16 protein-coding genes and 1 tRNA gene are annotated in these 19,388 nt (G+C 28.7%); 10 read left to right on the top strand and 7 right to left on the bottom strand.

The features are described 5' to 3' along the window. Window positions 1–10 precede the first annotated feature (10 nt). On the top strand, window positions 11–1,399 hold the full coding sequence (locus tag GYM72_RS03890) for an efflux transporter outer membrane subunit (protein ID WP_220264766.1): 1,389 nt from the start codon (window positions 11–13) through the stop codon (window positions 1,397–1,399). A 102-nt stretch (window positions 1,400–1,501) separates the two neighbouring features. Here GYM72_RS03890 and rsgA read toward each other — a convergent pair whose 3' ends face one another. Then, the gene (rsgA, locus tag GYM72_RS03885) at window positions 1,502–2,416 is read right to left on the bottom strand and encodes a ribosome small subunit-dependent GTPase A (protein WP_220264765.1); all 915 of its coding nucleotides are present in this window, start codon (window positions 2,414–2,416) and stop codon (window positions 1,502–1,504) included. Between the two features lie 66 nt (window positions 2,417–2,482). Further along, on the bottom strand, window positions 2,483–3,559 hold the full coding sequence (locus GYM72_RS03880; RefSeq protein WP_105297417.1) for a bifunctional 3-deoxy-7-phosphoheptulonate synthase/chorismate mutase type II: 1,077 nt from the start codon (window positions 3,557–3,559) through the stop codon (window positions 2,483–2,485). Between the two features lie 293 nt (window positions 3,560–3,852). Here GYM72_RS03880 and GYM72_RS03875 point away from each other — a divergent pair, with 293 nt between their 5' ends. Further along, complete coding sequence (locus tag GYM72_RS03875; RefSeq protein ID WP_160542261.1) at window positions 3,853–4,701, top strand: DMT family transporter; 849 nt, start codon at window positions 3,853–3,855, stop codon at window positions 4,699–4,701. Here GYM72_RS03875 and GYM72_RS03870 read toward each other — a convergent pair. From GYM72_RS03870 to GYM72_RS03855, 4 genes are all read right to left on the bottom strand, one after another. Beyond that, window positions 4,698–5,471: a TIGR02757 family protein gene (locus GYM72_RS03870; protein WP_255571577.1), complete on the bottom strand. Its 774-nt coding sequence runs from the start codon at window positions 5,469–5,471 to the stop codon at window positions 4,698–4,700. The genes GYM72_RS03875 and GYM72_RS03870 overlap by 4 nt on opposite strands. 26 nt (window positions 5,472–5,497) lie before the next feature. After that, window positions 5,498–5,830, bottom strand: a complete 333-nt coding sequence (locus GYM72_RS03865; RefSeq protein ID WP_105297415.1) for a 2Fe-2S iron-sulfur cluster-binding protein — start codon at window positions 5,828–5,830, stop codon at window positions 5,498–5,500. A 14-nt stretch (window positions 5,831–5,844) separates the two neighbouring features. Then, window positions 5,845–6,897: an NAD(P)/FAD-dependent oxidoreductase gene (locus GYM72_RS03860; protein WP_220264764.1), complete on the bottom strand. Its 1,053-nt coding sequence runs from the start codon at window positions 6,895–6,897 to the stop codon at window positions 5,845–5,847. Window positions 6,898–7,044: 147 nt separating this feature from the next. After that, window positions 7,045–7,989, bottom strand: coding sequence for a LysR substrate-binding domain-containing protein (locus GYM72_RS03855; RefSeq protein ID WP_255410595.1), 945 nt, complete (start codon window positions 7,987–7,989; stop codon window positions 7,045–7,047). Between the two features lie 178 nt (window positions 7,990–8,167). Here GYM72_RS03855 and GYM72_RS03850 point away from each other — a divergent pair, with 178 nt between their 5' ends. Both GYM72_RS03850 and GYM72_RS03845 read left to right on the top strand, forming a co-directional pair. After that, a complete protein-coding gene (locus tag GYM72_RS03850; RefSeq protein ID WP_055425808.1) occupies window positions 8,168–9,034 on the top strand; it encodes an RNA polymerase sigma factor RpoD/SigA in 867 nt (288 codons plus the stop codon). Between the two features lie 122 nt (window positions 9,035–9,156). Then, window positions 9,157–9,230: transfer RNA gene (locus tag GYM72_RS03845), tRNA-Ile, on the top strand. A 341-nt stretch (window positions 9,231–9,571) separates the two neighbouring features. On the opposite strand, the gene GYM72_RS03840 is transcribed toward GYM72_RS03845, so the two are convergent. Next, entirely contained in the window at window positions 9,572–13,930 is a 4,359-nt protein-coding gene (locus tag GYM72_RS03840; RefSeq protein WP_220264763.1) for an NACHT domain-containing NTPase, read from the bottom strand. Window positions 13,931–14,908: 978 nt separating this feature from the next. On the opposite strand from GYM72_RS03840, the gene tssD reads away from it, so the two are divergent. The 6 genes from tssD to GYM72_RS09885 are packed head-to-tail and all read left to right on the top strand — an operon-like array spanning window position 14,909 to window position 19,373. Continuing rightward, complete coding sequence (tssD, locus tag GYM72_RS03835; RefSeq protein WP_166003432.1) at window positions 14,909–15,301, top strand: type VI secretion system tube protein TssD; 393 nt, start codon at window positions 14,909–14,911, stop codon at window positions 15,299–15,301. A 47-nt stretch (window positions 15,302–15,348) separates the two neighbouring features. Continuing rightward, window positions 15,349–17,292, top strand: a complete 1,944-nt coding sequence (locus tag GYM72_RS03830) for a type VI secretion system Vgr family protein (RefSeq protein WP_220264762.1) — start codon at window positions 15,349–15,351, stop codon at window positions 17,290–17,292. A gap of 13 nt (window positions 17,293–17,305) precedes the next feature. Then, complete coding sequence (locus tag GYM72_RS03825; RefSeq protein WP_220264761.1) at window positions 17,306–17,665, top strand: DUF4280 domain-containing protein; 360 nt, start codon at window positions 17,306–17,308, stop codon at window positions 17,663–17,665. A 1-nt stretch (window position 17,666) separates the two neighbouring features. Next, window positions 17,667–18,689: an AHH domain-containing protein gene (locus GYM72_RS03820; RefSeq protein WP_220264760.1), complete on the top strand. Its 1,023-nt coding sequence runs from the start codon at window positions 17,667–17,669 to the stop codon at window positions 18,687–18,689. Next, complete coding sequence (locus tag GYM72_RS03815) at window positions 18,676–19,233, top strand: imm11 family protein (protein WP_220264759.1); 558 nt, start codon at window positions 18,676–18,678, stop codon at window positions 19,231–19,233. The genes GYM72_RS03820 and GYM72_RS03815 overlap by 14 nt, the downstream gene beginning before the upstream one ends. Window positions 19,234–19,250: 17 nt before the next feature. After that, window positions 19,251–19,373 carry a hypothetical protein gene (locus tag GYM72_RS09885; RefSeq protein WP_255571575.1) on the top strand — a complete coding sequence of 41 codons (123 nt, stop codon included), beginning with the start codon at window positions 19,251–19,253 and terminating at the stop codon, window positions 19,371–19,373. The last annotated feature ends 15 nt before the right edge of the window (window positions 19,374–19,388 follow it).

Genomic DNA, 19,388 nt, shown 5'->3' with positions numbered 1-19,388 from the left:
AGAATTAAGAATGAAAATTCGACCAATTCAATATACAACCTTATTATTAGTTTCAGTAGTACTTAGTTCATGTATTACCGCTAAATATGAGAAACCTCAGATAACCGATAATCAATTGTACAGGGATATGCCTGTTAAAGATAGTACAACTATTGCAGATATTCCTTGGAGTGATTACTTCAAAGATCCCAATTTGCAAAGTTTGATTAATGAAGGTATTCAAAACAGTTATGATTTAAAAATTGCTGTTGCAAGAATAAAACAAACAGAAGCTGCGCTTCGTTCTGCCAAACTAGGTTATTTACCTAGTTTGTCTGCAGACGCTTCTTATTCTAACAGTAAATTAAATACTGTTCAAGGAAACGGAGTTAAAACTCATTCAGAAGTTTTCCAATTGGGAGCATCTGCAAGCTGGGAGCTTGACATTTGGGGAAAAATTTCCAGTGCCAAAAGATCAGCTTTGGCTTCTTATCTTCAAAGTGATGCGTATAGACGTTTAGTTCAAACTTCTTTAGTGGCAAATATTGCAAATAATTATTATTCTCTAATTGCTCAAGATGAACAATTGAAAATAACGCTAAACACCATTAAATTATTAGAAGATAATGTGAAAACTATGGAAGATCTAAAAGAAGCTAACATAGTAACCGGTGCAGCTGTTGAACAAAGCAGAGCTTTATTATACTCTACTCAAGTGAGTGTTCCTGATTTGGAAAATAATATCAAAGCTTTGGAAAACAACATCTGTTATTTATTGGGTAGAACTCCCGGACCTATACAAAGATCTTCAATGGCACAACAAACAGTTCCTAGTCAATTTGACTATGGAGTGCCTGCTCAATTATTGTCAAAAAGACCTGATGTAATGATGTATGAACTTGCATATCGTGCTGCATTTGAAGATACCAATGTTGCGAAAGCATCCTTATATCCATCTTTAACAATTACCGGTAATGCCGGGTATTCTACCTTAAAGAATTTAGATAATTTCTTTGACCACTCCAGTCTTTTTGCAAGTGTGGTAGGAGGTTTAACACAACCTATTTTTAATCAAGGAAAATTAAGAAGCCAACTGAGAATAAGACAAGCTCAACAAGAAGAAGCCTTGCTTAATTTCAAAAATTCGGTTTTAAATTCAAGTGTTGAAGTTTCTAATGCTTTATTTGCTTATGAAAAAGCTAAAAGTAAAGACTACGACAGAAGTTTACAGATAAATTCTTTAGTTAAATCTGTTGATTATACTAAACAATTATTAATATACAGCGATGCTAATTATACAGAAGTTTTAAATGCTGAAAGAGACTTATTAAATGCAAGATTAAGTCAAGTAAATGATAAACTTCAACAATTACAAGCTTCAATTAACCTTTACAAAGCTTTAGGTGGAGGTGTTAACTAAATCAAAGATGTGTAATGTATTAAAAAAGTCGGATTTTATAAAAATCCGACTTTTTTATTTTATGCTGTAAATTACCGGTATGCTAAAATGTGAACACACGTATTATTTTAACTCTTGCATTAACTTTAAATAATGTGAGTATCTTTTTTCTGATATTCTTCCTTCCTTGACTGCTTCAATAACGGCACATTTCGGTTCATTGATATGCAAGCAATTATTATACTTGCAATAAGCCTTTTCGCGTAAAATTTCGGGAAAATAATCTTGTAATTCTTCTTTATGAATGTCTACTAATTCAAATTCTTTAATTCCGGGTATGTCAATTATTGCCCCCCCAAAATCCCACTCATACATTTGCGCAAATGTGGTGGTGTGTTTTCCTTTTTCATTATAATTTGATATAGTCGCTACTTTTAAATTTAAATTTTCTTGTAAAGCATTAATGGTAGAAGATTTTCCACTTCCTGAATGTCCTATAAATACAGAAGTTTTATCTTTTATTTTATTTTTCAACTCTTCTATATGAAGATTGGTCAATGCAGAAATTCGTAAGGTTGAATATCCTATATTTTGATAAATATTTTCAATCTCTTGCAATTCTTCTAACTCCGTTTCGGATAACAAATCGATTTTATTAAACACAATCAAAACAGGAATCTGATAGGCTTCACAAGTAATTAAGCATCGATTTAAAAAACCTAAAGAAGTTTGAGGATGTTTTAGGGTAAAAACTATACAAGCCAAATCTATATTAGATGCGATAATGTGCGTTTCTTTAGATAAATTAACCGATTTGCGAATAATATAATTTTTTCGAGGATAAATTTTCTTTATCCAAGCAATATCATGATCTTCTAATTCGTATTGTATGCGATCTCCTACAGCTAACGGATTGGTATTTCTAATTTTATCTTTTTTAAATTTCCCTCGAATTCGAGCATCATAAACTTTTCCCGTTATTATGTCTTTTACTAAATACCAACTTCCTGTAGATTTTAATACGATTGCTTCATTCATAACTCAAAAATATAAAAAAAATGCATCCTAAATTGATGCATTTTTAGTACTATCTAAAACTTATGATTATTCTTCCATAATTTTATTCTGCAATTCAACGGATTCTTTATGAATGGAAACTAAAAGATGTTCTAAAAAATCTTCTGATAATCCCATTCTTTCTCCATTGCGAATGGCTAAGTTTTTTAACACATTCCATCGATCGGGTTGAAATATAGCCACATTATGTTCTTTTTTAAGATTTCCGATTTTTTTGGCTACATCCATTCTGGCTGCTAATAAACCTAACAATTGATTATCCAACTCATCTATTTCTCCTCTATATCGGTTTAATTTGGCTGAAAAATCATCCGAGTTATCATTTTTTTTTCGCAAAGTAATATCTACCAAAATATCCTTCAAGGCTTCAGGCGTAATTTGTTGTTTGGCATCACTCCAAGCTTCATCCGGATTATTATGAACTTCAACCATTAATCCGTTATATTCTAAGTTAAAAGCTTGTTGAGCAACTTCTGCAATTAAATCTCTTCTTCCTGTTATATGTGACGGATCTCCTAAAATAGGAATATTGGGGAATCGGTCTTTAAGTTCTAAGGCTATCTGCCATTGAGGGTTATTTCTATATTTTGATTTATTGTGTGAAGAAAAACCTCTATGAATGACCCCTAAATTTTTAATTCCTTGAGCTGCCAATCTTTCCAATGCCCCGATCCATAAATCCAAATCAGGATTAACAGGATTTTTAACTAAAACGATTTTATCTGTATCTCGTAAAGATTCTGCTATTTCTTGTATGGTAAAAGGGTTTACAGTTGAACGAGCTCCGATCCAAAGGTAATCCACATCAAATTCCAAAGCTAATTTAGCATGAGAAGCATTCGCTACTTCCGTAGCTATAGGCATATTAAATTCATCTTTTACCCTTTTAAGCCAATTAAGACCTATAGCCCCTACCCCTTCAAAGCTTCCGGGTTTAGTACGAGGTTTCCAAATTCCGGCACGAAACACCTGCATATAATTCCGATCCATTCGCTCAGCTATTTCCATAACTTGCTTTTCACTTTCTGCACTGCACGGCCCCGCAATTACTAAAGGCTTTTCGAATTGTTTAATCCAATTCTGGTCTAAATCTTGTAAACTCATAAATATGTTTTCTAAAAGTATGTAAATCTAAAATTTTTTTATTAAATGTCATAAAGTATTTTGCATTTTAAGAGAATTTTTTATGCTTATATGAGAAGTTTTTTAGTAAAAACTACAAAAGAGAATGAAATAAAATAATTTGCTTCTTCGTTTTTCTTCCATACGAAATATGAGTTGTACATTATTCATGTTTGATAAGTTTACATGATTGCTAATAAATTTCATTAATTGTAGTTTGCTTCTCAAAAAAATTAGAATTTGTAATTGTATTTTTGTTAACTATTTAAAAAATTATGAAAGAAATTATAATTAGTATTTTTTTCAATATAGTTGTTTCAATCCTATTAAAACTATATAATAAAAAATCCAAAGGGGTTTCTTTAGTCATTACGTATAATTATTTATTTTCAGCAATTTTTTGCTATATACTTTTCAAACCCGATCTACCTTCTTTAAATTATTCATCGGCTCCGTGGTTCATTTATTTTCTGATGAGTATTTTAATGCCCGTAGTTTTTTTATTGATTGCAGAATCTATTAAATATACGGGAATTGCACGAACGGACATAGCGCAAAGAATGTCTTTACTATTAACAGTGAGTGCATCTTTTTTATTTTTTAATGAGTCTATCAATTCTCTTAAAATCTTGGGATTATTGATTGGATTTATCTCAATACTCTTTATATTTTACGCTAAAAAAGGAGATCAAACTTTTCCTTATACTAAATTGTATCTCCTTATTCTTATATTTTTCGGATTAGGAATTATTAACATCTTATATAAGTTAATAGCAGTAAATCAAAATTTTTCGTTTACGACTTCCACCTTTTTTATATTCATTGGTTCTTTTATAGTTGGTTGTATTATTACTTTCGCGCAAAAAATACGGTTTACTTTTAAAGAAATTTTATGGGGAATTGCTTTAGGTATTTTTAATTTCGGAAATGTATATTTTTATTTAAAAGCGCATCAAACTTTTAAAGATAATCCTTCTCTTGTTTTTGCTTCGATGAATTTAGGAGTAATTGTATTGGGCAGCTTAGTCGGAATATTAGTTTTTAAGGAAAAAATGAATAAACTCAATTATTTGGGATTGGTACTTGCGCTTGCGGCCATTACAATAATTTCTTTATCCACTTAACTTGAAAATCTTTCGAAAACTCCCAGTCCGAATAAGGCAAAATCATATTTCACGGGATCGTCGGCATCCAGCATTTTTAAATTTTTCATGAGAAGGGAAACCGATTTCCAATCATTTTGAGTTCTGGACAACAAATTTAAAGATCTTGCTACATTTCCGGAATGCACATCCAGTGGACAAACCAATTGGGATGGAGAAATGGAATTCCATAATCCAAAATCAACTTTATTAGGATCGTTTCGTACCATCCATCGAAGAAACATATTAATTCTTTTAGCTGATGAATTTTTGGCCGGACTGCTTATATGTTTTTGGGTTCGCTGTAAATGTTCTATTTCGAAAAATCGTTCTCTAAAACGTTCTATTACTAAGAAAGTGTCTTCTTCTTCTTTTTCTGCAGAAAAAACTTTTTCAAGTCCTCCGTGATTTTTATAAATATTTTGCAGGGATTTGATAAAAAACACTAAATCGTGTGAATTAAAAGTTCTATGTATACTTCCTTCAATCTTTTTTAAATCTTGAAAAGAATGATTTAAGATAAAATCATGGGGTGCATGGTCTAAAAAATGCATTATTTTTTCTGCATTTTTAATTATAGACTTCCTGTTTCCCCAAGCTATAATTGCTGTCAGAAAACCTGAAATTTCAATATCTTCTTTTTTACTAAATCGATGAGGAATTTGAATGGGATCTGTTTCAATAAAATTGAGTGTATTATATTGTTCTACCTTTTCATCTAAAAAGGGCTTCAATTTCAGAATTTTTTCCACGTTTATTATTTACCCAATAATGCTAATTAGCTAAAAGGAGCGATTTGAATCTCTAACCCATTTAGATCATTGGTAATTGGAATTTGACATCCTAAGCGACTATTTTCTTTAACATGAAATGCCTCTGAGAGCATAGCCTCTTCCTCATCTCCTTTTTCCGGTAAAGGAATATTGTTACTTAAAATATAGATTTGGCATGATGCACACATCGCCATACCTCCACAAATTCCAATCGTTCCTTCGGGTACTAATTCATAAGCTCGTATTAATTCCATGATATTCATGGACATATCCGTCGGCGCTGAAACCGCATGTTTATTTCCTTCTCTATCGGTGATATTGATAGTTACTTCTGACATATAATTTGTTAAAATTATTGAATTGATTTAACAACCGGTTTTTCTGCTTCTTTTACTGTTCCGTCAAATCCTTGTACACCTCCAACGGTAGTATATTTTAAAACATACTTTCTGTCGGGATATATTTTACTGTAAATACTTTGACACATCAGGGTGGCCTCGTGAAAACCGCAAAGAATTAATTTTAATTTTCCCGGATATATATTAATATCTCCAATGGCATAAATCCCCTCAATATTGGTTTGGTAATCCAACGCATTATTTACCTTGATAGCATTTTTTTCAATTTCCAATCCCCAATCGGCAATAGGTCCTAATTTAGGAATAAGACCAAATAAAGGAATAAAATAATCCACTTCTTTATCAAAGGTTAGCCCTTCCTTTTCAATAACTAAGGATTCTACCTTACCGTTCCCCTTGATTCCAACAATTTCGGCAGGAGTGATTAAATTTACTTTTCCTTGATTTTTTAATGATTGAACTTTCTCAACGGAATCCAAAGCGCCTCTAAATTCATTTCTACGATGTACCAATGTTACTTCTTTAGCGATATCTGCTAAAACAATGGTCCAATCCAACGCCGAATCTCCACCTCCGGCAATTACTATTTTTTTATCCTTATATTTTTCGGGATCTTTTACAAAGTATTCAACTCCTTTTTCTTCATAATCGGCAATATTATCTATCAAAGGTTTTCTAGGTTCAAAACTCCCTAATCCGGCTGCAATCGCCACAGCTTTAGCATGATGCCGGGTACCTTTATCTGTAGTAACAATAAAAGTTCCGTCTGCTTGTTTATCAATGGTTTTAGCTGTTTCATTGAGAGTAAACCCGGGTTGAAATTGCTTGATTTGCTCGCGTAAATTTTTAACTAATTCACCTGCCTGAATGGAAGGATACCCCGGAATATCAAAGATCGGTTTTTTAGGATAGAGTTCTGTTAATTGCCCTCCAATATTTGGAAGCGCATCAATAATATGACATCTTAATTTTAATAATCCCGCTTCAAATACGGCAAAAAGTCCTGTAGGACCTGCTCCTATTATCAAAATATCTGTTTCAATCATAATTTTTTTCTAAATATTTTTATATAATAACAAAGTATACAAGGTTTATTTAAAATCTATTTTTCTTAAGGAAAATAAGTTCTGTATTTTTTATTTTCTATTTTAAATAATGCTGAAACTTACAGATAACTTATTTCCTAATAAATATTAAATTACTTTTAATTGGGGCTTATGTTCTATTTTATCTTCTAAAAACAATTTCCCTCTTAAAATACTTTTAATTAAATCCACAAATTTCTCTGCAAAAGTCGTTCTAATTTGATTGGTTGAATAAATTAATGATATTTCCCTGGAGGGTGAAGATGAAAAATATCTTATATTTTTCTTTTCTTCTTCCGATAAATTTTCAGATTCTAATAAAGGTAAAATGGTAAATCCGAATCCTTCATTAACTAAGTTAATCAATGTAGTAAAACTTCCTCCTTCTAATTTTATATTAGAATTAATGGCTTCTCTATGCTTGCAAAGATCCAACACTACATCTCGGAAGCAATGGCCTTCTTCCAACATTAAAAGATAATTAAAGTCTAATTTATCAACATCTAAAACTGTTTCTTTATACATTTTAGCATCTTGCGAAGAAACGTAAGCTACTAATGGCTCTTTGTAAATTGGTTTTTCAATAATTTGATTGTCATGTAAAGGTGTACTTGCAATTCCAAAATCCAAATAGCCTTCTTTGATGCCTTTTAAAATGTCCTCGGTTTTCATTTCTTTAATAACCAAGTCGGATTCCGGGTATTTACTCCTGAAAGTTTTATAGAAAAGTGGCACTAAGGTGGGGGTTATTGTTGGTATAATACCAATGACAACCGTTCCGTTCATACTTTTTTTATCTTCTTCTACAATTTGTGATAATTTATTAGCTTCAGATAAAATTATTTTAGCCTGTTCTACAATTTTCTTTCCTATAGGAGTTATTTTTATAGGATTGGTTGTTCTGTCGAAAAGCTCAACTCGTAACGTTTTTTCAAGCTTTTGTATCTGCATACTCAAAGTAGGCTGACTTACGAAAGCTTTTTCTGCTGCTATCGTAAAATTTTTATATTCGGCAACAGTTAATACATATTGCAGTTGAATTAAGGTTATCATTTAAGATAATGTTTAATTATTCTTTGCAATTTAACAAGATTATTCGAAATATTCACAAATTAATGCAGGTATTGTAACCTTTTACAAGTAATTTTCGTATATATAATAAGTAAGTATAATTTGTAGGTGAGTAAACAGTTCATCTACTTTTGTTTAAGATAAAAAGAGTTACTATTAAATGAGACAATTAAAGATTACTAAGCAGGTAACGAACAGAGAAACAGCCTCTCTTGACAAGTATTTACAAGAAATTGGAAAAGTGGATCTAATTACTGCTGATGAAGAAGTTGATTTGGCACAGCGTATTAAAGCGGGTGACAGGGTGGCTTTGGAAAAATTAACTAAAGCAAACCTAAGGTTTGTTGTTTCTGTGGCTAAGCAATACCAAAATCAAGGACTTAGTTTACCTGACTTAATTAATGAAGGAAATTTAGGATTAATTAAAGCGGCTAAACGCTTTGATGAAACCCGCGGTTTCAAATTCATTTCTTATGCTGTTTGGTGGATTCGTCAATCCATACTTCAAGCATTAGCAGAACAATCCAGAATTGTACGTCTGCCCTTAAACAAAATCGGTTCTATTAATAAGATTAATAAAGCATATGCCCATCTTGAACAAGAACATGAAAGGGCTCCCTCTGCTGCCGAATTAAGTGAGGTATTGGATATGAGTGAGGACGATATTAAAGAATCCATGAAAAATTCAGGTCGCCACTTATCTATGGATGCGCCTTTAGTGGAAGGGGAAGATTCTAATTTATACGACGTTTTACGTTCGGGTGAATCTCCAAGCCCTGATAAAGAATTGATGTTGGAATCTCTTCAGATTGAAATTGAAAGATCTCTTTCTACCTTAACTCAAAGAGAAGCCGATTTAATCCGTTTATATTTCGGTTTAAGCGGTCAACATCCGATGACCTTAGAAGAAATTGGTGAAACTTTTGACCTTACTCGTGAAAGGGTTAGACAAATAAAAGAAAAAGCTATTCGTCGATTAAAACATACCAGTAGAAGTAAAATTTTAAAATCTTATTTAGGAAAATAATTTTTTATTTACCTGATACTAAAGTACAAAGGCTATTTATTGTATAAATAGCCTTTATTTTTTTTATTTAAAATTTGCAGTAATAAATTAAATAACTATATTTGCAAACGCAAAGCAGCAGCGGTCCCATAGCTCAGTTGGTTAGAGCATCTGACTCATAATCAGAGGGTCCTTGGTTCGAGCCCAAGTGGGACCACTTTAAAATTAAAATCCTTACAAAATTGTAAGGATTTTTTTGTATTATTATTTATTCATATAATTAATACATCAATTAATTCAATTTACCAAATCCAATTATTTAAACTTAAATTGTTATAGGAAGTTATACTCTACTTAATTAAAATTCATGTCTATAATTTTGATCATATGTATAATTATAAATTTACTATGCTAAATTTGATTTTGATAAGATTGATGCATATATTTAAGGTATAGTTCTTTAGGAATATAAAATAAAGGAAAAGAGAAGTTTTTCGATTGTATTAGACGTTTGAATTTAATCATTGAATTATTAAACATCAAGTTATTGAGGCGGTCTTAAATAATTGTCTCTATAGCCTTATTTGCACTATTTCTTAAATGTACATGCTTTAGCATACTGTCAAATATATTAAGAGCTTTATTTATAAGGTATTTATCTTTATTAATTTCTGAAACAAGTTTACTATATATACCAAGAATTAATTGAACCGGTTCTTTATCATAATATCCACACTCTTGAATATTAGGAATAGTTCTAAAATCCATATTTTCCAAAAATTCCATGCAATCTTTAGGATAATATTTTGAACAATTTAACAGATAATCAAGAAAATATTTAGGATCTAATCTACACAGTTTAGATTTTGAGTATTCTTTAAGAAAATCAAAAAGAGAAACAAAATGACTACATTTAAATTTCCTTAAAAAAATACATGCATATTGACCAGCTAAATCTTTATCTTCTTCATTTATTAAATCATAAAGTATTGATAATGCATTTTTATTTATCGTAGCATCTTCTTGATTAATTAAAAATTTTTCAGCAACATTTATAGCACACAATTTTGCATTTTTACCATATGTAATAAATTTTTTATATAATTTTTTATCATGATCAAATCCCAATAACCAGCTTGATACCATTATATCACATTGTTTATAAAGTTCCGGAGTATTCAATAATATATCAAAATAATAATTCATATCATCGTGATATTTATTATTAAAATATTGAGCTATATCAAGAGATGATTTTAGTATATTTATATCATCAGTTTGTGTTATTTCAACGAATATTTTAAAAGCTCTTTCTATATCTAAATAATTCAGGTAACCTAAATTATTTAAAATTAAAATTTTTAAAGTATCATAACACAAAGGATTTTGAATAAAATTCTCAACGGTTGAAAATATTAATTCTTCAAAATTTTTATTATTATAGCAAAACATTAATGTATGTAAAGCAGAGCTTCTAACTGAATTAATAATATCATACAAAGATTTTGTTGAATCATATTCATTTTCACTATTTGGGTAATTAAATATTGTATTTTTTAAAAAATTAATTATATCTAAATCTATATTTTTATTTCTTATAAAATATTTTGCCTGTTGATTTAATAAAAGAACATAATAAGCATTTTTTAGATTTAGCGACATAAATTTTTTATAAAGAATTTTAACTTTATCAGGATTAAAATTTCCTTCAATTAAACCTAAAATACCATAAATAATATAGTGTGGAGATATTCTAGCATCATCAAATAATTCATTTATAAAAGTGTAAAATTTATCTGGACATTCTTTTACTTTATATGAAAAAGCTAATGAGTGTTGAATTATATTCTCTTTATGATTTTCTAAATATGGATAGTTTTCATCATATTTTATCATACTTTTTTTCCAATTTTTCATATCCATCTTATCACAAGCCAATTGATTCACTGGATCCTCAAATCTATCTAATACATTTCTTGAAGTATCTATAGCTATATTATGATTTACATCTCCAAATTTTCTATTAAGTTCTTGATATACTCTATAAAGTGATGCATTTTTTCTAATTCTTTCAATAGGCAAAGATTTTATAAATAGATATTTTTTCTTTCCAAATTCTCTTAAAGAATATTTTTTAACACCTTTATAATCCGTCCAAAAATGGTAATCATATGTTGATCTTATACTTAATAGAGTTTTATCTATAAATTTTGTTTGATTGACATTTAAATACTCATAAACATTACTAATTAATTTTCTTAGTAACAATTGTAAATTATCATCACAACCCGAAAAAACATTTTTCTTACTTAATATATCTAATAATTCAATTATAATATCTTTATGCTCTTCGGGACTTGTATTTAGCCCCTTTACTATTAATTTAATTATGAGTACATTATTTGTATTCTTGTGATTATTATAAAACTCAGTAATAAACTTAGTATCACAACTTTCTATAAATTCATATAAAAATTTTTTTAAATTATTTTCTCCATAAGTTAAAGAATCTTTAAATATTGAGCTGCTATAAAGAGGAGAAGTTATGTTTTCATTGTTAAAGTATGGAATTTTATTTTTTTCTGATAGTTGTTGATATAGTTTAAAAAGATATTCAAAAGTATCTTTAGGAGAATCTATAAAAAATTTTTCAAGGGTGTCATTTAATGAGTAATTAAACTCATAGTTGTTTACATTATCTTCATAAAAATCTAATATAGGCTGTTTTATTTTATTATAAACATATTTTTTATTTACAGGGATAATTTTTTTAAGAATTTCATAAAACCAAAAATTATCTCTTTTTCTTTCAGATTCTTTTTCATATGGAATGTAATTTTCAAAATAATATAGTAGTCTCTTATCATCCCAATTATCTATTTGTATAAGTAAATAATATATAAAGTTTTTTTTGTTTTCAAAATCCAATTTATCAAAATATTCCAGAATTAAAAGAGGACATTCATTCATATTATCTCTAAATAATAACCAATTATAATTTATCTTAGTATCTAAATAATTAAATTCATTATTATTATTTCCATTTTCCTGAATAATAAAATACTTTCTAGGGATATCTTCCGAGATAAAAAATTGTATCCAAGATTCAGAAAATATTGAACTCACAAATACATTTTCATATTCTTTATTTGTTAATATTATATTTGAAACAAATTCCTTTTCTGATATGCTGGGGTTTCTCAACAAACCGATTTCACTTATAATCAAGGATTTTATATGAAATCTATAATCATTAGAATTAATTATGTTTTTAACTGTCTTAAGATAAATAGTTATATTATATTCTCTTAAATACTCCAAAACCATTTTTATAACAGATCTTACATATAAACTTTGCTCATTATGTATAATATAGCTTTCTAAATTTTCTTGATTTTCTACAAACTGTCTGGCAAAACAATATTCATAAAATGTTTGATGAAAGAATTGCAAATCCTTATTACTCTCATTTAACAAGCTATGTGAACATAAATAATTAATTTCAGAAAAATACTCATCTTCGTAGATATTTCCCACAGATATCCTCTGTTCATTGTACATTTTCTGAGATAATAAATAAATAAACTTTTTCAGATTCATATTTCTATTTGAAGAGATATACTTTTTCCACAGTTGATCATATAAATCTTTTAATGTAGAAACAGAGTTTAAATCCTTTTTAATTCCACTTTCAAATATTCTACAATAGATATCTAAATGATTAGGAGTTCTTAATAACTCTAATACTTTTGTTGAAGAGCAGATTATATTAAATTTTGAAAGAGAATTTTTAACTTCTTCTATAGAAAATAGGTTAACTGATATTTTTTTGTATACATCCGAATTATATATACTTAATTCAGCATCATATTCTAAATCATAAGATCTTGAAGATAGAATTACTCTAACGTTTTTATTATCTTCTAAAGAAGAAATCAACCTGATATAAGTTTCAATAAATTCTCTACTGGATGATAAGGTAAGAGACATTGCATCAATTTGGTCAATTATTACAACTAGTTTTTCTCCCTTATCTTTTGTAGTTTTTATAATTCTATCAAATGTCAGTTGATTATTAAATAATTGAGTTTCAAGATCAAAAATTGATTTGCAATAAAACTTATCAGCTTTTATACCTAATACCGTATAGTTTTCGTTTTCAAGTTTTTCATAAATATCTTTGAGAATTACTGATTTACCAAACCCTTTTTCACCTTTTAGTATTAAAACATTCTTTTTATTAATATGCAAATCAGTATTTAACCAATCATATATTAATACTGTTTCTGATCTTTGTATGTGTGTGCTAGTTTTATTTTCAATATAATATTTTACTTGACGTAAAGCATAAGATGCATTTTTTAATACAGTTTTTATATTAATTTCCGAAACACTATTTTTTTTTACAACTTTAAATATTTCTTCTATTTTAATGCTATCCTCTATCTCAAAAGCAGTATTATAAAGATTATTTTTTTTTAGAAGATAGACCAATTCATTTCCATCTTTTAATTTTATAAACTCATTGGTTAAATTATATTCATTTTCATTTCTCCTTTTCCAGGAACACCACCATTTGTTTTGTTGTATATCAAATGTGTTAATAATACATAAAGTCCAACTTTTTGTTTTAAATTCCTTAGAATTAATTACAGTTTTAAAAGATTCTCGTATTTGTGACTTTTGAGATTCTCCCACTCCGTTGATAAAAAATTTACATTGAATTACATCTATTGGTTCAACCCCGATCTCACCAATGAATATATCAATTCCTCCATCCCCTTTGTTCACTTTAACTTTTCTAACATTTCCAGATTGAGATTCACTTCTATAAATGCTTTCACAAATTTCCTCAAATTTACTTCTGGAACCAGCTTCACCATATTTATTAATTAAAATTAGCCACGCATCATTCATTTCATTAATTTATAATTTTTATAAGTATACAAATGATTAAATATATAAAAATAATTAGTAAATACTTATAATTCATATATCAATAAATCTTAAATATAATAATTTCTAATCTCAATTTTTTAAAATATAAGTGAGTAAACAAATCCAGAGATATGAAGGACAACTATAAATTTTAAATAATATTTCTTTTTTAAGATATTGTTACAAACAGGGTAATCTTCAGTATAAATAAAAATAACATTTTAATAAGTTAGATTGAATTTATAAACTATAAATCTTATCTACCCCAAAAACTATTGATAGGATTAATTGTCTCAAAAATGCAAATAATTTAATAATTCCAAAGCCAATTAATTAAGCAAATCAAATTTAAGGAAATATGAGTCATTAAATTAAGGTAATTCTTCATGTTTGAAATTAAATAATTTTATTGATGTATAATCATCTGAAGTTAGATTTCCATTATAAGATTCATTTTGATTAATTAGATTATCAAATACATATTATAAATATATATATTATATTATAAGGTTAAATAAAGAATATAATAAATAAATTAATATTTTATTTTATTGAAAGATATCAAAAACACATTCTTTAGTAATTTATAATATATTATATTCACCTTTCAAACCTAAATTATTTTTTATATCTTTTGTATTACTTAAAACATATATTATTATACTTTAAATAATTAATAAACAATAACTGATATTAATCATAAAAATTATTTTATTTTTTTAAAAATTATTTAAAGATTTTATATTTATTAAAAGACAGTTAAGCTTTTATTTACAATGAATTAATCACATTCATCACAAATAAATATAATATTAAACGAATTACTATTTTAGACCGTAATGTCATACAAATACATATATAATATATTTTAAAACATAAATTTTATCATATTTGATATTATTATTGAAAAAAAATAACTAATTTGCAGATAAATTAGTAAATCATAATTCATTTAGTATGTCTTCATTTTTAGCAAAATTAACTCTCGACGGTGAAACGTATACCGTTTTAAAGTGCGATTACGACTTTAAAAAACCAACCGATTCTACTACTAAACCTTCAGGAGAAGTAACCGGCGGTAAAATTAAATTAACCATTGAAAGCCGTGGTAATACAGGACTTTTAGAATGGATAATAGCGCCTGATAAAGAAAAAGATGGTACAATTACTTTTTTTCGTAGAGATGCCATAAGTAAATTAATGGAAGTAAATTTCAAAAAAGCGTATTGTATAAAATTTAAGGAAAAATTTAATGCTGATGATAATCAGCCCATGCGTATCACTTTTACCTTGGTAGCCCGTTCCCTTGCATTTAATCACTTGGAATATCAAAACGATTGGACAATGTAAATTTTTATTTTATATAAAATCATAGTTAATTACAAAACCATAAATTAATGACGACTTATCATCGAAGCGGATACGGAGAATCTAACTCAACTTTTGCCTTAGTTACTATTAACGGTACAGAAATATCCAAAAAGCATGGTCTTACCATTCATATACATCAATCGATGCTGGAGCATACAACTTTTGAGTTACATTGCCCCAGTGAAGCTTTTAGCGATAAAATTACTTATCCTCTTAAAAATTCAATTAAACTTTTAGGAAAAGAGATAACCATACAATTTCGAAGAAAAGGTGCAAATGAGAGTATTTTTTCAGGATTTATAACTCATGTAAATTATCGAAAAAATAATAAATATCCTTTTATCGTTATAAGCGGAAAATCCTACAGTGCACTTCTTGATAGTCAAAAAGCCTGTCGTACGTATCATAATAAAACACTTAAAGACATTTTACAGGAAGCTTTCAAAGAATATACCGGCTCCAAAATAGATTTTATTTGCCAACCCAATAAAACGGAAATAATCCCTTATACTATCAGTTACAACGAAACCCTTTATGAATTTATTCAAAGGCTGGCTAAACGTTACGGAGAATATTTATTCTGGAATGGATCACAACTTGTTTTCGGTCGTGGCAATCAAAAAAAGATTGAATTGAAAGAAGGAAGAGATTATTTGGAATACAATATAGAAGTAGGAGTAGCTCCTCAGCATTTAATATATGAAAATTACAATCCTCAAACTGCAGAAGTACAATCCGAGCAAAGCAAATCGGCTAGTTCTTATGTAAATCTCTTACAGGAAAAAGCCGTAAATGAAGCACATAAAGTTTATACGAAAATACCTACATCGGTATATTATGATACTTTATCGGAAGAGCAAAGTCTAATCCTGGAACAAAAACTGACAGCACATCAAAAATCATTGGAAAATCTGGTACTGGTGACCGCCAATACTACCCATGCCCGGCTACGTTTGGGAGATATAGCCAAAATGTTAGCACATATTCCTGAATATGGGCAACAAATAAATTCGGGTACTCCCATTGAAAGTTATTTAATTACTCAAATTGACCATATTTATACTGCCAAAGGATATAAAAATCAATTTACAGGTATTCCTATAGAACAGCAAGTTGCTCCCTATTGGGACATTCAAGCTTATCCGCAGGCGGAAGATCAGAGTGCGGTAGTGGTAGACAACAATGATCCTTTAAAACAAAATCGTATAAAAGTTCGTTTTTATTGGCAAAAATACAATAATGAAACAACCCCATGGATCCGCTTATTACAAGGACATGGGGGGAATGAACAAGGATTTCATGTAATCCCGGAAATTGGACATGAAGTACAAATATCATTTCGAGGCAATAATGCCGAAATGCCTATTGTTACCGGATCTTTATATAATGGAAAGCAAATGAGCGGGGTACATACTCCCAAAAACTATTTAAAAGTTTTTAAAACCCGATCAGGAAATACCATAAAAGTTGATGACACCGATGATAAAGAGAAAATACAAATATTTGATAAAGAAAATAATATATTTGAGATTGATACTGCAGCCAATTCAATCAATGTTTCGGCCAATTCCACAATAAATTTAGTGGCAACCGATATCAATATTTTAGCAAAACGAGCTATTAACTTCAGCGCAGGAGCAACGATTACAGGGGAATCCGGGGTAACTACTACTTTATTTTCTGCCGGAACATCTGTGCTATCCTCTGCTAAAGATACCCAATTTATTGCAGGAAAGTGCCTTTCAGCAAAAGGTGGGAAAAATCTTGATTTATTTTCCGGTAATAGTTCATCCATGAAACTAAATGCACAAGGAAATGCTCATATACAGGCAAAAAAGAAAGTGCAAATGATGTCAGATAATAATATAGAAATTAACGGTAAAAAGAAAACCATGATGACAAGTAAAGAAGCTTTTGTAGAAGGTAAAAGCAAAGCTGTGATCAAAGGTTCAAAAATAAAAGAAAATTAAAATCATTACAATTATGGGAAAAAATGATGAATTTGTTGTAGACGGAGCAACTATAAAATGCTCTATGGGAGATGTATCAGCTAAATTAAATGTAACTTCTAATAATACCGTATTGATAAAAAACAAATGTGCAGCCACAAAATATGATTGTACTAATGCCAATTTGATACCCCCGGTAGCAACATTTGGTACTTGTAAACCTTACAAAGCCGTGCCTCCTCCGGGGTGTCTTTGCACATTTGTACCAAACGGACCATGGAAAGGTACATATTCCAAAAAAACGATAAAAGGTAAAGAAGTTGTTATTGGAAGCTCCTTTCTTGTTTGTCCAAGAGGATTCGGAAAAATAACTATAAAAAAAACAGGTCAATAGTATGAGTAGTAATAATTTAAAAGAACCATTAAAATGTCCTAAGTGTGGCGTAATTTTAAGTATAAATGATGATAAACACAAAAGAGGCAGAATACAAGATGGTAACCCAGTAGGAAATGGGGGTAAACTAGGTTTAAACATAGTTAATTTGTATTATAATAAAAAATATTCTGAACACCCTTTTTATATCAAATGTGACATTCCTTCAAAGAATGAAAAAAACGGTATAGAAGCGCACCATTTAATTACAAGTTCATCTTTATGTCAAGATAAAACTTATCAAGATTTAGCCTTATACTTAGGATATAATATTAACCATTCCAAAAATGGAGTTCTACTTCCTAATTCTATGACTGTAGCTTGCCACTTTGGTGTTCCTCTGCATAGAAGTAGACATAATGTAACATTTATTAAAAAACAAAGATCTCGAACTGATATAGATACTTTTGAAGGTATGATAAGTGGTATAAAAATATGGGAACACGGATTTAGTCAATTAGTAGATGAAGAAATTGTTTTTCCTAGTTATGATGTTCCCGAAGAATTAACTACTTTAAATTATGAAAATCATGTAAACAATTTAGTTTCAAATGTTTGTAAAGGCTACATTTTGGATGAAAAATTCTGTGAGTTACCAATTGATAAAATTGAAGAATTAGCTAAAAATTTTATAAATGATCTTGATGACTTAAGTCAATCAATTTTTCGTGAGCTATATTCATTTGACTGGACTTTAACATCTGATGGTTTTGATTATAGACCTGGAGACATTGGATGCTGTAAACTGGTACATATTCCTGATAAAAGAAAATTATTCAAGAAATTAGATAACAAGTTAGCAGATATGAATACTAGGCAGCTTATGAGTACCCTTTATTCAGATAGGAATAGGTATAATAAGTTAAAAGAAAAATTAGAAAAAAAATGTAACTCTGGATCAAGACAACACGAAAATTTAATTACCAATAATAACCATAATTATTTTTTAGAAAGAAAAAATTTAAAACCATTTGAATTTGAATAAAGATATGGAAAATTATTATTTTATACAAAGAAAATCAGACCAGGCTTACCCATTAATTCGCATAACTAAACGTGATGATCTTGTAAACACTACTTTAATAAATTTAGAATTTAATGGTACCATACCACGTAATCCTGTTTTGTCTGATTTTTTATCGGGTCCTGAAATTTTTATTACAAATAAAATTGTAAATATTATTAAAAATTTTAATCCTAAGGGTGTTAAAATTATTAATACAGAATTAACAACTCCTAAAGGTGATCTAATAGAAGACTATTTTTGTCTAATTACTGAAAATATAATCGAGGCATTAGATAAAGAAAAATCTGATTTTGAAAGACCTAGAAGATCTTATTTTATAAAAAAATTAATTTTAGACAGAAAAATTTTAAATGAAATTCCTTTGGAGAAAAGATTAGTTTTTATGTTAAGAGAATCTCTTCATACAGTTTTTCATGAAAAATTAGCCAAAACCATAATGGAAGTAAACCCTACTGGTATGGAATTTATTAATATTGAAACAGGGGGCAAACCGTTGGGGTAGATTATTATTTTTAGACCATGATAATATACGAGCTAAGTATTGATGGAAATAACGCAACCCAAATAGAATTTCCTTTACAAGAGGAGCAAGATAAATTCTTGCTCTTTGCCGAAGAAAAAATTACAAATTTCTATCTGTAAAAAGAAGAATGGGAA

It is taken from the genome of Apibacter sp. ESL0404, assembly GCF_019469245.1.
Classification (GTDB): domain Bacteria; phylum Bacteroidota; class Bacteroidia; order Flavobacteriales; family Weeksellaceae; genus Apibacter.
This window is presented reverse-complemented; position numbering and strand designations above follow the sequence as displayed.